Source organism: Paenibacillus sp. sgz302164 (genome assembly GCF_056120505.1).
Genome location: NZ_JBVYOL010000002.1, coordinates 470,937 through 486,891, shown reverse-complemented (window position 1 = coordinate 486,891; position 15,955 = coordinate 470,937). Strand labels below are relative to the sequence as shown.

Below are 15,955 nucleotides of genomic sequence, written 5' to 3'. Positions count from 1 at the left end.
GCGTGGTGGGGATCTCTGCTGTTTTACCGTCTATGGGAGGGAGCTGAAGCTCCATATAAAAGGCACAAAAAAAAGCCCCCAATCCAATTGACATGGACGGAGACAACGATTAAAATATTTATTAATAAAACAATTTAATATTATATCACAAAACAAACAAAAAGTCAACTTTTTTTTATTTTGATTTTTTAATTTTTTTCAACAAAAAAATTTAATCCAGAGGGAGAGCGATAACCGCATGTATTTGTCTCGCATTTTCAACTCCTTGAACGTGTCTATGCAGGAACAGCATATGGCCGAATTGCTGGAATTGAATGAGAAGACCAAGGATTTTGACCTGGTTCTGACTCCGCAGGACGTTGAACTGATGTTGGCGGCGAGAAACCAGATCCTGTACGGCTGCGGGCGGGTGGAATTGAGCATCGAAGTGACGAAGGAGCTTATCGAGGTATTCTCGGCGTCTTCGTTCATCCGGCAGGAGAACTATGCGGATACCCTGAATGAGCTGCATGAGATTTTTTATTATTTGAAAAATGAAACCGAAGACAGAATCAGCGATATGAAGCTCATCCATAAGATGAAGGAAGTGTTCGAAGAGGATTGCGAGGGCTCCTTGGACTTGTTGAAAGGCAGACTCGAAGAGTATGCCGAGGAGTTCCGAAGGGTATTGCAGAAGAACGAGTCTTTACTTGAAGGAGAAGATGACCGTTGGGATCTGAACATTTGAACGGTAGGCGCGAGTTGACAGTCCAGGGCAGTATTCGCAAATCTCGGCTGCAGCGAAACCAATATACGATCTCTTTAATGAACGAAGGCTTGCGGGCAGGGCTGCTGACGAGTCAGGAAATAATGCGCATTCAGCAGGCATTGATGCAAATCCTTCAGGAGCTGATCGGGAAATACACCCTAGGTGAAAGCACTTCGGTTACCACAGAAACAGCCGAAAGCATCCTGACCTCCATCATGTATGCGGCAGACGCGTATCTGTTCAGCTTCGAGGAGCCGGAAAAGGCGATTACGCATCTCAAAACGATTGAAGTTCGCCAAATCTATGAAAGAGGCGTGGGAAAGGTCAGTCAATGTTTTGAAGAGACTAAACTGTTATATAAGGAAATCGCTGCTAATAAGCTGAAGGTTCCAATCGATGCCTATAACATGACTATCGACGAATCCCTGCCTATCTTTCTCAGGAAATACGGCATTATCTTCGATGCCCACAATACGATGGCCAGCATCGATTATCCGCTTGCTGTCGATGACACACGGCTTCAGGGCGTTTTCTATATCAAGCAGTACCTGGAACGGTTGAAGATGGAGACCGGGTTTTGCGCTATGTTCGATCAGCAGGAGCTGTCGGATTTGTTGGTCCGCTACGGCAGGGAATGCAGATTTGACTACCGAATCGAGTTGTTCAATATGTTTGAGCTCGTGCTGAACAATGCGATATTCTCGGTTGTATCAGGGGGAGGCGCCGATCATATCCGTATTTCCGAGAGTCAATACGGTCGGTTAGAACAGCAATTCATGAGCCTCACTGAACCGCAAATTCGCTCCGCCATCTCCGATGCGATGGGAAAGCTTCAGCAGCAATTGCCGATTCATTCGCAACTGAAAGCGTATATGGACGGGTGCATGGAAAACCTCGTTCAGCGAGTGGCGAATGCCGCAAAGCACAACAGCTTGCGGACTTTCATTATTACGGAAAGGGAGGCGGGAGCGAAGTCCATTGTCATTTCCTTCAACGAAGAGGACAGAATGAGCGATGTCCGATTAAGAAGGCTGCTGCATGAGATTATGGCATGCGAGAGGAAGGAGGACAAAGTCAAGCTGATCTTATCAAGCTTTCACTCGTTCCATGACTACCTCGATATGCTGGAGTCGGATTGCTTGTACGGCGATGAGTATGATGCCCTTTTCCACGCGTTTGGCGATATGGAGCTGGCTATTCTGGCAAAAATCGTTTTCTATGAAGAGCTGCGAAGCGAGTCTCTTGGTTTGCCGTCCATACTGTTATTGGAGCATGAGTATCCGATGGAGTGGCAAATGCAATTTGTCCGGTGTCTGCAGGGGATGAGCCGGGAGCGGCTGCAAGCCGTCGAAAAGTATATCAATGAGATCGACTATGAACAAATGAAATTCCATTGATCGGTAAAATACGCCCCTGCCATGAAGTCCGGCAGGGGCGTCGCTATGTTTAGGACGGCTTGATCGTGATCTTATATTTGTTCAGTATCGATCCTACCGAAAGATACAGTGTAAACGAAGATATCGTTCTCTTCGAAGGGCTCTTCTGATTGTAAGTCACGATAAAGGTTGCAGGATCGATCGAGATTTCATCCTGTTGAGCGGCTGTAGTCGTCGTATACACGATATCGGTGATGAACGCCTGGAAGCCGATCAGGTTGTTGAGTACCGTAATCTGATCCGTGTTGGCATTGCTGGTGATGTTTCCGTAACTCGTCTTGAGCTGTATTTCGGTGAGCAGCGAGTTCCATACCGGCTTGCCGTTGATGACAGTGTTGAACGCGACGGTGCCGCCCTTGGTGCCGAACTGTGAAAATGCCGCCCCGTTAAACACGTCGACAACGCTGTTTTTCACGATGGCATCGGTCGTCGCGATGCCGCCGAGCGGCGTGTCGTACACGACCTTCAAGTTCGCTGTTCCCGCTTCGAGGCCGATAATTTTACCGACGGTTTTGGAGTTGATGCCGGTGGCGACGGCCCGCGGGTTGTCGGAAATGACCGCCCGGATCGGCAGGTTTTGGATGACGTCCGTACCTGTGCTGTCTTTGCCGTTGACCGTAACCGTCTGCTGAAACGCCGATCCGTAGTAGTTGAACGCATAGGTCGCATTCAACACACTGGAAGTAATACCCAAATCATTGAGCGTTTTGCCTGTGGCCAAAAGTGGGCCGCTGCCGCTCGGCGCAGCATAATAAGTCAGGTTCGCGTCCGCTATGTTCTTGACGTCGGCCGTAGCCGAATCGGAGCTCAATATTTGTAAAATATCTCCACCACTGTCAACCTGAACGAGCGAAGCGGTCAATTTGTAGCTGCCCGTCAGCATCGTGGAAGGGATGAAGTACAGAGCGGGATTCGTCCCGTTCGTCGTCATCGTATTAATTTCCCGCAAAACCGTCGGGTTCGCATCGGTAACGAGCGCAGGATATGTCGAGCCGCTCTTATAGGAGACGCTGGCGACCGCTCCCGTGGTGCCGCTTATTTTTTCCAGCTTCAACTGCACTTTGTAGTTGGCGCGGTTCGTCGTGTATTCGGTGCCGGTTTGATCGTAAATGATGAACTGCGCCTTGGGCATCGTCGTCCCGGTGCTCGAAAACGCGGTGCCTAATCCGTTCAGCGCCAAAAGATTTTGCACGACGTTGTTCGTGTCCAGCTTGATCGTGTCCGGCCGGCGGGCAGCCAGGACGTTGACGGGATACGAAATCGTCTGATCGACGCCTTTCAGCCGGACATTGATCGCGCCGGGACCTTCGGCCGTCACCGAGCTGACGACGATGAGCCCGTCGGAATTGATGGCAGGGCTGGCGAGCGTGAGTCCTCCCGTCGGATAGAGCGAAATTTTGCCGGTTCTCTCGAGATAGACGATTTCGGTCGTCGATAAACTGTTGTTCAGCGAATCCGTGACGGATAAACTAACCGTTTGATTCGTATCGCCGACAGTCAGCGCGGTCGTTAAAGGCCCGATTTTCACGAACGTAGGCGCTTTTGGCGTTTTCACCATAACTTTCGTTGATATTTGCTTATTGGCGTAGGTCAGGTTGACCGTTACTTCCTTGTCGCTGTCCAGATCCTGGTATGCGACCAACTGCATTTCCGGGTAGCCGTCGTTGTCAAAATCGATGAAATCGTTGGGCCCATCCATTCTGAACACGTTTCCGAGCGCTCCGGTAAAGGACTTCCCGATGCCGATGTTCAAATACTGCGGATCGACGAGGCGGTTGCCGTACTGGTCAAAGGCTTTGAAAATGAGATACGCTTTGTCGCCGGCCGTGAACGAAAGCTGCCCGACGGGCATTTTCAAATTGCTTGACGGATCGCCCAGCTCGACTTTCTTGATCTGAGGCGTATCGCCGACAGTAAACGTTTTGTTCGCGGAAACGAATCCGGTCTTTTCAAACAAGTAGACAAAAACGGAAGCGTTCGGATTTTCATTGCTCAAATCGAGGCCGATGGTGTTGCTGCCCGTATATAGGGTCGCTGAAACATTTTTTTGCGCTGTCGCCTTAACACTCAAATTGCTTGCCAGCAGCGGCATCGTTTCGCCGTATTGGTTGTACGCTTTGTACTCGATGATCGTTTTCGCTCTGGGCAGCTTCTCAGTCGCGGTGACGAGCTCCAGTTTGGTCAGCCGTTCGTTCTCCGGCTTGAATGTCATCGTGCCGTTCGCAACATCTACTCCGGACAAAGCGATATGGTAGGTACCGGTCGTGAAGGCGTCGTCCATATCGAGCGTTGCGGTCGTATTGTCATCCGACCAATTGACGCCGCCTGTAAATACTTGCGGCTTGTTGTCAGAGTTCAGGAAGCCGTCTTTCGTAACGGTCAAAACCGCTTTGTCGATATCCACGTCGCGATTCAACTTCACGGACAATTTGCTTCTGCCGATCGCTTTCAGCTCGGCAATGGAAGCTTTGGCCGGCTTCGCCGTCGTTACATGAAGCTGCAGCGCCGCATAAGCGGCGAGAGCCAGCGTTTTCCGGGTAACGGCGTCCCGGCCGCCGATCCTGCCGTTTTGTCTGATCAATAGTTTTTGCTTGATCGCGAAAGCGGCATAGCTCTTGTACGCATCGTCTACCGTCTCGTCCTTGAGGGCGGCGGTGCTTTTGGCCTTGTCATCCAGGCCGAGCCCTTTGATGAGCAGCACCGCGAGCTCCTGGCGCGACACGATCCCGGCCGGATTGAAGATGCCGTCCGCGTCCGGCGCGAGACCCGCATTTCTCAAAGCTTCGATATAAGGACGCGCCGGGTCATTGTAATTGACGTCTTTGAAAAACGACGCCGTGCCCGCTCTGTCAATGCTCAAGCCGAGCACGATTGCGGCGGCTTTTGCCATTTGCGCGCGGGTAATCCTGTCATCCGCGCCGAATACGTCGGCCGATGCCGCATCGAGCGCGTTCAGCCCCAGCAAGGCGGCGATTTTTTTTCTGTCGTCCGCCTTAAAGCTTTTCAAATCGCTGAATTGATCGGCCAAATACGTTACCGAAGTTACCGATGATTCCTCGGAAGACGACGATTCTTCTTTCGTCTGCGTTGGTCGCGAAGCAGCTTCTTCCGCATTGGCGAAAGGGGCTATGCAGCAGCACAGCATCGCAAACAATACTAGCAGCGCTATTTTTTTGTTCATTCGATGCACCTCCCGATCCATAAGTGTTTACCAAAAAATAAAACGCTTCCATTTTTTTCGGAACATTTCTTTTTCTCTAGTCGATTCAGCCCGCCCTCTCTAATAATGTGCCTTTCATAGATTAACTTTATTACAAAAAAGCGAACGCATCATAGGGTGGTTTATGCATCTTTATAGGTTGTTTAATTCATCCTGGCGGGAGAATCGGCGGGCTTTTCGGCGGCGTCGAACCCGCTAATTCGCTACGGTTTGGGGGGCTTCAGCACGACTCTGCCTTCCTCCAGCGTAACCTCGACTTTATTCGTCCGCTTCGCCCCGATCGCCTCCAAATAACTTGCCGGGATTTGCAGCCTGCCGGCCTGGTCCAGCACCGCGTACTCGACCTGAGCCTCCTCCTCCCGCTCCCCGGATTGCTGCTCCGCGTCCGGCGCTCCCGGCTCATGCGGCTTGCGCCGCAAAATTTCCGAAGACGTCCGGCCGTCTCGGATGGCGACTACCCGGTCTACCTTTTTGGCCAGCATCGGGTCGTGCGTGACGATAACGACCGTAATCCCCAAGGTGCCGGACAACTGGCGGAACAAGCCGAGTATTTGATTCGCCATGTGCGTGTCGACCGAACCGGTCGGCTCGTCGGCAAGCAGCAGCTTCGGGTGATTCGCCAGCGCGATCGCGATCGCTACGCGCTGCTGCTCGCCGCCCGAAAGCTGGTTCAATTTGTTGTTTCGGCGGTGTCCGAGACCGACGGCTTCCAGCAGTTCGAGCGCCCTTTCCCGTTTGCGCCTGCCCCGCAGCAGGATCGGCAGCTCGACATTTTCGAGCGCGGTCAAATACGGAATCAAATTGCGCGCGTTGTTTTGCCATACAAAACCGACCGATTCCCGCTTGTATTTGACGAGATCTTTTTCGGCCATATGGAGCAAATCTTTGCCGTCCACGATCAGACGGCCGGCCGAAGGGCGGTCCAGCCCGCCCAGCATGTTAAGCAGCGTCGACTTGCCGCTGCCGCTGTTGCCGATAATCGCCATCAGCTCGCCCGCTTCGACGTGCAAATCAAGCCCTTGCAAGGCGACGACTTCCAAATCGGCGATTTTATAAATTTTGACCAAGTTTTCGCAATGGATCATGTTAATCCTCCCCGAGCTTGACTGCCTGATGAATCCGGATCCGCGAAACGATACGCCCCAGCACGGCAAGCCCGATCGCGATCATGACGGCAACGATCGCATACAGCCGCTCGCGGTCGCGCGGATCGAACGTCACCTGAAACGGCGGCACCTGCGTGCCCGGATCGAATGACAAGCCGAATAGCGGCACGAACAAATAACTGGCAAGATTGCCGGTCAACATCCCGATCGCAATGGCCGCACCGGAAATCATCGCCTGCTCGCCGGCAAGCATCATGATCAACTGCGGGACGGAGACGCCCATCGCGCGAAAAATGCCGTACTGCAGCGTCCTGGCGGACAGCGACAGCACCCAGTACAACAAAAACCCGAAGAAGCAGACGAGAATCGAGATCAAAAATCCAAGCGTCATGACTCCGTTAATCGCCAGCTGAAAAGGGTCCTTGATCGCTTTAATCTGTTCCTGCTTCGCGTCGGTCAACGCTTCGATTTCGTAACCGTGGCCGGCGACCGCCTGATACACGGCCGTGCTGCTCGCCTGCGGCTTCAGCTTCAGCCATACCTCGTACGGTTCCAGCGCGATGTTGTTCTGGATGTAGCTCAAATGGCCGACGACAAGCATCGGCTTCTTCACTTTCGTCACAGTCCCCTGCTTGGTCGTGACCGACTCCGTATCGTTCGCCCCGGGATTCGGATTCCAGGACGGCCAATAGTCGACGATCCCGAATACGGTGAACGAGGCCGGCTCGACGTTCGGCCAGCCTACGGCAATCGTATCACCGGGTTTCACGCCGTACGTTTCGGCAACCGATCTGGAGATCAGGACAGCGGACGGATTGCGGGCGATCAGGTTCAAATAGCTGTTGATATGGTAGTTCAGCAAACGATCGCGCATCCAGGCGGTTTCCCCGAAATCTTTCGTATCGATGCCCATCAGCTCGACGGAAGTGCTCGTCTTGCCTTTGGCGAGCAGTGCATTTTTTTTGACGAACACTTTGGCGGCATGCTCCACGCCCGGAAACTGCGTGAACGGCAAAAAGGACGGCTCGCTGTACTGCACCCTCTTGGGCCGGTCGGAGGAGGCATCGCCGGAAGAATCGCCGGCGGAATCGGCCGCACCGCCGTCGCCGTCAAGACCGAACAAGATGGCCGGCGGCGCATCGTTCTCCCAATGGATTTGCATCGTGATATCGGCGCCGGCGGCGTAACGGATTTTATCGGCCGTATTCTGATTGATCGTCCGTGTAGCGCTGGCGCTGAACAGCCCTGTGGCGATCGTAATCACGAGGAACACCATAATAAACTGGTATTGGATAATCGAACGGCTCACATGGATCAACGTCGCATATATGGCAGGGGGCCACCAACGCCGGCCCGCTCCGTACAATAACCGCACGCACCACGGATACAACCGCAGCACCAGCAAGCCGAGCCCCAAAATAAACAAGGCCGGAATGAGAAACAAAAGCGGATCAACGCGCAAATCCGCGGACTTCAGGCCGAGCGTCAGCATGTCCTTGACGCGGGCTTTATAGTTATACAGCCCATACAGGGAGATTCCGAGCAGCATGATATCGATAAAAAATTTATGCCAAAAAGAGCTTTTCTGAAACCGCGCCGACTGCTGCTTGTGTCCGACAATCGTAACCCTCGTCGCGAGGATTACGGGAATCAGCGTCATGACGAGCGAGGCGCCGATCGCGATCAAAGCGTACAGATACGCATCCCGGTTCAGACCGGCTTCAAGCCGGGCGCGCTGCACGAACTCAAGAAATCCGCTGGAAGCCCCGAGCAGCTTCGTAAGCAGAAGGCCTACGTAAGGGCCGGCGGCAAAAGCGATCGCGCCGAGCACCAGGCCTTCGGCGACATAGCTGAGAATAATTTGCCGGCGGCTCGCTCCCCGGCTGCGCAGCACGGCGATTTCGGTTTTTTGGCGTTCCGCAATCAGGTTGGCGACCATGTACAAGTAAAAGGCCAGCATCAGCATTACCGGAACGTTGAGCGACCATAGCATGAGCCGCAGCCGACTCTCTTTCACGTAGTAATTTTCCAAAGTTTGCAGCGCCGGAACGTTTTTGTTGTGCGAATCGTAATGCGCGTCCATATACGTGTCGATCGCATAGTCGTTATTCAGGAAGACATCGGCGGAAGCGAGCGTCAGCTTCGTATAATCGAGCGCGAAATACCAATAACCGGACTGGAGATGCAGACTGCCGGCTTCCGTAATCTCTTTTTCGAACAAATTGAAATCGATCAAAAAGCTGTTTTTGTAGCTGCTCGTATGATTGTACCAATAGATGTCCGTAAAATCTTTGCGTTCGAACACGCCGACGGCTTTGATCCGCACCGGCTGCTTCAAGCTCGCATCGTCGATGACAAACTCGGTGCCGAGCACCATGTCCAGCTCCGTCAGCGCTTCCGGCGGGACAAGAGCTTCGTACACGCCGTTCATCGGCTCTTTCGCCGGAAGGCGGCCGTCCACGAGCCGAATATGGTCCTCCATGCCGTCAATGGCGGAAATATCCGCCGACCGCTGGACGTACATATCGACTTTATCGGGCTCGGCCGGGGTTAAACCGTAGCGCTGCGTAGCCCTTTCGCGAACGAAATGCTGCACGGGCACGCCAAATCGACCGGCGGATTTTTGCAAAAAACGGTCCGTTTCCGCTATTTGATCCCGCTTCTGCTGTTCTTGCTCGGACAGTGCGGCCGACAGCCAATAGATGCCGGGGTATTGATTGCTGCCGAGCTGCAGCTGCTGCATCTCCTGAATCAACAGCCGCTGCAAGATGGCATTCGTATAAATGGGCATGCTGCTCGTCAGGGCGACGGACAATACCAGACCGAACAGCAGGCTGAGCTCGAGCCATTTATTGTTGATCATTTTGCGCAAGATCATGATAAATAACGCCAATCTCTTAGCCCCCTAGTTATTCAAAATAACCTGCTGCCCTTCGCTGATCCCTTTCCGGACTTCCACTTCCGTTGCCGCCACAATGCCTTTCTCGATATCGACCTCTTTGCGGCTTTCGCCATCGAGAATTTGCACGTAATCGCGACCCATGTAGCTGCGCAGCCCGGCTCTTGGAATGACCAGCACCTGATCCCTCGCCTGGGTCACGATCGTAATATCGGCCTGGCTTCCGATCGCAATATCAGGCGGCAGTCCCTGCACCTTGATATAAATGGCTTTGGCGTTTTTATCCTGAACCGTTTTGTTGCTGTTAGGCGGAGCGGTGAGCGGCGTCTGGACGACTTTCCCGGCAAAAATTTTGTCTTTGATTTTTACTTTGACATCCATGTTCACTTCGACGCCCGCCAAATCGTTCTGGCCCGCAGCGGTATAAATCAACTGCAGCGCCGCCGGGTCGGAAAGCGTTATCAATTGCTTGTAGGCGGTCACTTGATCGCCGGGCTGAATCGTGTCGATAAACGTGACGACCCCGTCGATCGTGGCCGCAAGCCTCGTGTTCCGCAGCTGATCCTGCAGCGATTTGAGCTGCAATTGGGCGCTTTCCATATCCAGCAGTTTCAGACGGACGTCGGGATCGTCGGCGCCCTTCTCCATCGTAGCTTGCTGCAGCGATATTTTGAGCTTTTCCATGGAAATTTGCTGCAGCTTGATTTTCGTATCAAGATCGGACGTTTCCGTTGTGGCGACAACATCCCCGGCCTTGACGGCGTCGCCCAGCTTCACATTCAGCTTGGTCAACCGGCCTCCGGATTCCGAATAATACAAATAATCCGTTTTGTCCGAGGCGAACGTCGCGACGCCCGTAATTTGCTGGGTAATATTCGCACGCTTCACGGTATAGAGGCTTAAAGTTTCCTTGGTCGGTTCGATCAGCGGAGGCTTCATCTCCGCCTCTTCGACGGGAAGCAGGGAGCATCCCGACAGCAGCGCCGCCATACAGCAAATTCCGAGCGCAGGCAGCCATATTTTGTTAAGTCGCTTCGGCAATTTGGCCATCCTCCAGTGCATAAACAAGATCGGCAACGCCCATAATCGCCGGATCATGCGTAGTTAGAATAATGGTCATTCCTTCGCTTTGCACCAAATTTTTAAAAACATGCATCACTTGCATCCCCATCTTGCTGTCGAGCTCTGCGGTCGGCTCATCGGCCAAAATCAAAGTCGGCCTGTGCGCGATAGCTCTGGCGATCGCCACCCGCTGCTGCTCGCCGCCGGACATTTCGAAAGGCCTGTGCTTCATTCTCGCCTGCAGCCCGACGTATTCGAGCGCGCTTTCCGCGTAGGACTTGAACAGCGACGATTTCACGCCGGCGACCCGCAAGCCGAATTCCACATTTTCGTAAGCCGTCATCAGCGGAACAAGTCCGAACGATTGGAAAATGAGCCCCATTCGGGCGCGCCGCAACTGATTGCGCTTGTTCTCGGGCCATCGGCCGATTTCGTCCCCGTCAAAATAAACCCGGCCCTCCGTCGGTCTGTCCAGCGCGCCCAATATGTTAATGAGCGTCGTTTTGCCGGAGCCCGACCGCCCTCTCAGGGCGACAAGCTTTTGGGCCGGTATCGACAGGCTCGCTCCCCGCAAAGCGTGAACCGCGCCGGAGCCGCGTCCGAACACCCTCGTGACGCTCTCCGCCCTGACAAGATGCCCGGAGCCCGGCAAGCTCTGCTGCGAAATCATATGCATCCACGCTCCTTCCGGTTCAATTTCGGCGATCCGCTTGTTTCAACAAAAGAAAGGGCTGGCCCTTCAGCAGCTCATGCTACTTGTGGGACAGCCCCGCCGGCCGGATTCGGAAACATTAACCGTTTTGCAGCGTCCAAAGAACGATCGCGTCGAAAAGTTTCCATGCATTTTCAGTCGCAGTCGTTACGCCCGAACCTGTACTATCGTAACTCACGGTAGTTCTGTCGTAGAAGAAGAACGAGATGCGCGCTTTCACTTCATACCCGCTGTCCGAATGCGAGCCTTTATTGTAATAATAAATGGCCGCTTCATCGCTTTTGCCGGGAACCGTAGCCACTTTCACCGCTTCTTTGCCGGGCTTGCCGTATTGAATCCAGGCTGTCGATTTGGCATCGGCCAAAATTTGCACATCGCCCGAGAATCCGGCTGCTGCCTTTTCTTTAGGGTCCGCGATGGTAAGCGATTTGATGTTGTATTCCCTGTAGGACTCGTTGGAAGCAAGGCTAAGGCCCGTCATGCCCTGATGCTTCAAATATACGGTCGGAATGGCGACTTCTTTCAAAAGACCGCTTTTCAAATATTTTTCGTTGACGGCGCTGCTGACGATGATCAGATCGTAACCGTCCGCTTTTTCCGTTTTGAACTTGTCGCAGGCAATATTAGTAACCCGGAAGCCCAAATCCTTCAACCGGTTGACGATCGAATTATCGGCGGGCACTTCTTTAGCCAGGTCTTTCAGCGACTGCACGGTGATGAAAAGCAGCTTTTTCCCCTGCGGAGAGATGTCTCCGCTTTTCGGCGGCTGTGTCGGCTCCGGCTTCGTCGTCGGCGTTGCGGATGTGCCGCCGCCAGATGTGCCCGGCTCCGACCCGCCGTCATCGTTGCCGTCAAAAATTTGCTTGGCTGCATAAGCGGCCAGAGCCAGCATTTTCCGCGTTGCGGACGACTTGCCTCCGAACGTGCTGCCCGTTTGGTTCGTCAGCAGCTTCTTCTCGAGCGCAAGCGCGACATAGCCTTTGGCCCAATCGTCCACGGTTTTGTCGCCCGTCGGCTCCGCCTGCTGCGCGTCTTCATCGAGACCGAGTCCGCGGATGAGGAACGCCGCAAGCTCCTGGCGCGACACCGGGCCTGACGGATTGTACATTTTGCCGCTGGAATCGGAGCCGTTCGTAAGCCCCGCTTTTTTCAGCGCCTCAATATAGGGCAGCGCATAAGAGTTGGCCGGGTCGTCGGCGCTGACGTCCGAGAACGAAGAGGTTGTGAGCGAATTGTCGACATCCAGCTGAAAAATGATGGCGGCGACTTTGGCGAACTGGGCGCGGTTCATTTTGGCGTCGAGACCGAACGTATCGTCCGTCAGTCCGCTAAATACGCCGGCCTTGATCAGCGCATCGAATTTGTCCTTGACCTCTTGCGAAAGATCTTTCAAATCCTCAAAATTGTCTACGGATTTGACTGCCGCTTTTGTGTCCGAACCGCTTTCCGCCGCAAATGTGAGCGGTATCAAAGATAAGAATAAGAGCATTATCGCCAAAAGCGAGGAAACATATCTCTTCATTCCAGGCACCTTCCTTTATGAATTTGTAAAATGATTGCGCTATCCTTACTGTAATACGAATTTGCCGGCCGATTATAGGCGCTTTATCTCACGTTTATAGGTTAATTGCTCCAAATACGGGACAGCCTTTTCGCGAACGAACGGGTACGGGTATGTGCGGCTATTTGCCGCCCGCAGCCTGTTCCACTTCCTTCTTGCCCGCTTTTATCGTCTCGATCGCTTTGGTCGTCTGCTCTTCGACCATGCGCAGCGCCGTCACGGAATCTTTGGACTCGCTGAAAATGAGCGGCTGGAACACGCCTTGCACGACCGCATCGTACCAGACCAGACCTGCGGCACGCGCCGCCGGGGGATTCGCGTTTTTGCCGTAAAAAATCGATTGCACGCGCTTGCCCTTCATTTGCGGCAAATTTTGCCCGAATGCGGCTTTGACCGCCTCGCTTTCCAATGGTCCGATCACGCCTTCTTTCGCCATCTCGATCTGATGCTCTTCGGAAAGCAGCGCAGCCATCACCTGAAAGGCAAGCTCTTTTTTCGTCGACTGCTTCGTTATGTACATCGAATACACATTCGGCTGATACTTCGTATTCGGCGCGTCGCTGAAGGAAGGAACGGAGGCGATATCGAAGTTCAAGCTCTTGTTCTGATCGTTAAATTTGACCAGATGATCGCTCACCGTGGCGACGGCCATCGCAATATTCGGTTTTGACGCAAACGTCTCGACGGTGTCGAATTGATTGGCGGGAATTTCGTAGAACCTTCTCAGGTTGTCTACGAGCTTTTTCCATCCGGGCGCGCTCATGTCGCCCTTATCCGCCGTCCGGCTCAAAGGCGAGAGCGAATACTGGTTATAGTTCATATACTGGCCGGGATTTTGCGAAAAGCCTTTGTAGGTCGTTTCGCCGTCCACCCTCGTCAGCTTTTTGGCCAACTCGTAAATCTCGTCATAAGTCATGCCGTCTTTCGGATAGTCGACGCCGAATTTATCGAAAATGTCTTTGTTGTAAAACAAAGCATAATCGTTATTGTAAAACGGCAGGCCGTATATGTTGCCGTCCGGCGTCAAATTGCTCATTTGCGCCATAAAGGCGGGATTCAATTTGCCCGTGTCAAAATTGTACTTTTTGATCAGACCGGAAATATCGTACTGAAGATCGTTGTCGATGATGTACCTGTGCACGTTCATTCGCGTGTCGTCCATGATGATGTCGGGGATCGTGCCGGCTGCGATCAAGTCCTTGTACTGTCGGCCGGGATTGTCCCATGCGACGTGTTTGACCGTAATATCGGGAAATTTCTTTTTGATAAAATCGCCGATCTGCTTTTGAAAAATGTCTTCTTTGGCATAGTAAGCCGGCCATACCGTATAAATAAACAGTTCGTTGTCCGGCGACTTGGCTGCGGGCGGATGCTGGCCGTCCGTCCCGCCGGGTTTGGCGTTCGGGACCGGTTCCGCCGTACAGCCGGCCAACAGCGCAAGCGATAAAGCCATTGCGGAAAATCGCTTCAGATTCCTCAGATGCCTGATCATCGATCAACATCCTTTCCTCGTACAAGGTTTCTTAACCGTTCTGCAGCGTCCACAAAACGATATTGTCCCAAAGCTTCCATCCGGCGTCCGTCGAATTATCCTGCATACCGTTGCTCCAATAGTAGAACGATATGCGCGCTTTCACCTCATAACCGTTATCGGCCTTCGAGCCCTTGTCGTAATAATAAAGAGCGGCCTTCTTGCTGTCCCCGGGAACGGTGGCGATCACCTTGGCTTCCTTGCCCGGCAGCCCGTAACCGATGCCGAACCTTTCGCCGGCTTCTTTAAACACATCGACGGTGCCCGATAAGCCGCCAGCAATCTTGTGCTTGCTGTCGACGATGTCGACCGCCTTCATATTTTTGACGACTGCGCCTTCCTCAAGGGACGTCAAGCCGAGGTAAAACATGCCGTGGCTTTTGACGTACAACGTCGGTATCGCCACATTTTTCATAACCCCGTCCTTCAAAAATTTCGAGTTCGTCGTCTGGCTGAAATACAGGAAATCATACCCTTTGGTTTCATCGGCGGTGAAATCCCGGTCGCCGAGTCTCGTAACCTGGAAGCCCATACCTTTCAAACGGTTTTCAATGGCCACATCTTCTGCGGGCACAGGGTCTTGATCCCTGCCGACGAACAGCAGCTTTTTCCCTTTGGGCGAAATTTCGGGCTGCGGCGCTGCGGACGTCTTCGGCGCGTCCGACGGCGCCGACGAGGCGGACGCCTGCGGCGTAGCCGACGGCGCTGTCGAGGCGCTCGCTTGCGGCGTAGCCGACGGCGCTGTCGAAGCGCTCGCCTGCGGCGTAGCCGACGGCGCTGTCGAAGCGCTCGCCTGCGGCGTAGCCGACGGCGCTGTCGAAGCGCTCGCCTGCGGCGTAGCCGACGGCGCTGTCGAAGCGCTCGCCTGCGGCGTAGCCGACGGCGCTGTCGAAGCGCTCGCCTGCGGCGTAGCCGACGGCGCTGTCGAAGCGCTCGCCTGCGGCGTAGCCGACGGCGCTGTCGAAGCGCTCGCCTGCGGCGTAGCCGACGGCGCTGTCGAAGCGCTCGCCTGCGGCGTAGCCGACGGCGCTGTCGAAGCGCTCGCCTGCGGCGTAGCCGACGGCGCTGTCGAAGCGCTCGCCTGCGGCGTAGCCGACGGCGCTGTCGAAGCGCTCGCCTGCGGCGTAGCCGACGGCGCTGTCGAAGCGCTCGCCTGCGGCGTAGCCGACGGCGCTGTCGAAGCGCTCGCCTGCGGCGTAGCCGACGGCGCTGTCGAAGCGCTCGCCTGCGGCGTAGCCGACGGCGCTGTCGAAGCGCTCGCCTGCGGCGTAGCCGACGGCGCTGTCGAAGCGCTCGCCTGCGGCGTAGCCGACGGCGCTGTCGAAGCGCTCGCCTGCGGCGTAGCCGACGGCGCTGTCGAAGCGCTCGCCTGCGGCGTAGCCGACGGCGCTGTCGAAGCGCTCGCCTGCGGCGTAGCCGACGGCGCTGTCGAAGCGCTCGCCTGCGGCGTAGCCGACGGCGCTGTCGAAGCGCTCGCCTGCGGTGTAGCCGACGACGCTGTCGAAGCGCTCGCCTGCGGCGTATTCGCCGGCGAATACGAGGCGCTTGCCTGCGGCGTATTCGCCGGCGAATACGAGGCGCTTGCCTGCGGTGCGGCGCTCGATTCCGCGCCCGTATTCGCCCCGGAGCAGGCGGCGATGGTAAATGTCATCCACGCGATGACGAGTAACGTGAGCAAAC

At 54.5% G+C, this 15,955-nt stretch carries 11 protein-coding genes; 2 read left to right on the top strand and 9 right to left on the bottom strand.

The features are described from left to right. Nucleotides 1-238: 238 nt before the first annotated feature. Together AC0LWT_RS05555 and AC0LWT_RS05550 are read left to right on the top strand one after the other, a co-directional pair. Nucleotides 239-727, top strand: a complete 489-nt coding sequence (locus AC0LWT_RS05555) for a DUF6323 family protein (protein WP_474680216.1) — start codon at nucleotides 239-241, stop codon at nucleotides 725-727. Then, entirely contained in the window at nucleotides 709-2,145 is a 1,437-nt protein-coding gene (locus AC0LWT_RS05550; protein WP_474680215.1) for a DUF6179 domain-containing protein, read from the top strand. The genes AC0LWT_RS05555 and AC0LWT_RS05550 overlap by 19 nt, the downstream gene beginning before the upstream one ends. A gap of 49 nt (nucleotides 2,146-2,194) precedes the next feature. Here AC0LWT_RS05550 and AC0LWT_RS05545 read toward each other — a convergent pair whose 3' ends face one another. The 9 genes from AC0LWT_RS05545 to AC0LWT_RS05505 all read right to left on the bottom strand — a co-directional run bounded on the left by AC0LWT_RS05545 (nucleotide 2,195) and on the right by AC0LWT_RS05505 (nucleotide 15,930). Next, nucleotides 2,195-5,365, bottom strand: a complete 3,171-nt coding sequence (locus tag AC0LWT_RS05545) for an autotransporter outer membrane beta-barrel domain-containing protein (RefSeq protein ID WP_474680214.1) — start codon at nucleotides 5,363-5,365, stop codon at nucleotides 2,195-2,197. Between the two features lie 242 nt (nucleotides 5,366-5,607). Beyond that, nucleotides 5,608-6,489, bottom strand: a complete 882-nt coding sequence (locus AC0LWT_RS05540; protein ID WP_474680213.1) for an ATP-binding cassette domain-containing protein — start codon at nucleotides 6,487-6,489, stop codon at nucleotides 5,608-5,610. A 1-nt stretch (nucleotide 6,490) separates the two neighbouring features. Next, nucleotides 6,491-9,403 (bottom strand): ABC transporter permease, encoded by a 2,913-nt coding sequence (locus tag AC0LWT_RS05535; protein WP_474680212.1) that lies wholly within the window; start codon nucleotides 9,401-9,403, stop codon nucleotides 6,491-6,493. Nucleotides 9,404-9,415: 12 nt separating this feature from the next. Further along, nucleotides 9,416-10,459: an efflux RND transporter periplasmic adaptor subunit gene (locus tag AC0LWT_RS05530; protein WP_474680211.1), complete on the bottom strand. Its 1,044-nt coding sequence runs from the start codon at nucleotides 10,457-10,459 to the stop codon at nucleotides 9,416-9,418. Next, nucleotides 10,434-11,141, bottom strand: coding sequence for an ABC transporter ATP-binding protein (locus AC0LWT_RS05525; RefSeq protein WP_474680210.1), 708 nt, complete (start codon nucleotides 11,139-11,141; stop codon nucleotides 10,434-10,436). The genes AC0LWT_RS05530 and AC0LWT_RS05525 overlap by 26 nt, the downstream gene beginning before the upstream one ends. Before the next feature lie 121 nt (nucleotides 11,142-11,262). Further along, a complete protein-coding gene (locus tag AC0LWT_RS05520; RefSeq protein ID WP_474680209.1) occupies nucleotides 11,263-12,705 on the bottom strand; it encodes an S-layer homology domain-containing protein in 1,443 nt (480 codons plus the stop codon). 160 nt (nucleotides 12,706-12,865) lie between these two features. Beyond that, entirely contained in the window at nucleotides 12,866-14,236 is a 1,371-nt protein-coding gene (locus AC0LWT_RS05515; protein ID WP_474680208.1) for an ABC transporter substrate-binding protein, read from the bottom strand. A gap of 31 nt (nucleotides 14,237-14,267) precedes the next feature. Further along, nucleotides 14,268-14,849: a hypothetical protein gene (locus AC0LWT_RS05510; RefSeq protein ID WP_474680207.1), complete on the bottom strand. Its 582-nt coding sequence runs from the start codon at nucleotides 14,847-14,849 to the stop codon at nucleotides 14,268-14,270. Continuing rightward, a complete protein-coding gene (locus AC0LWT_RS05505; RefSeq protein WP_474680206.1) occupies nucleotides 14,824-15,930 on the bottom strand; it encodes a hypothetical protein in 1,107 nt (368 codons plus the stop codon). Before AC0LWT_RS05505 ends, AC0LWT_RS05510 begins: the two co-directional genes overlap by 26 nt. Between the last annotated feature and the right edge of the window lie 25 nt (nucleotides 15,931-15,955).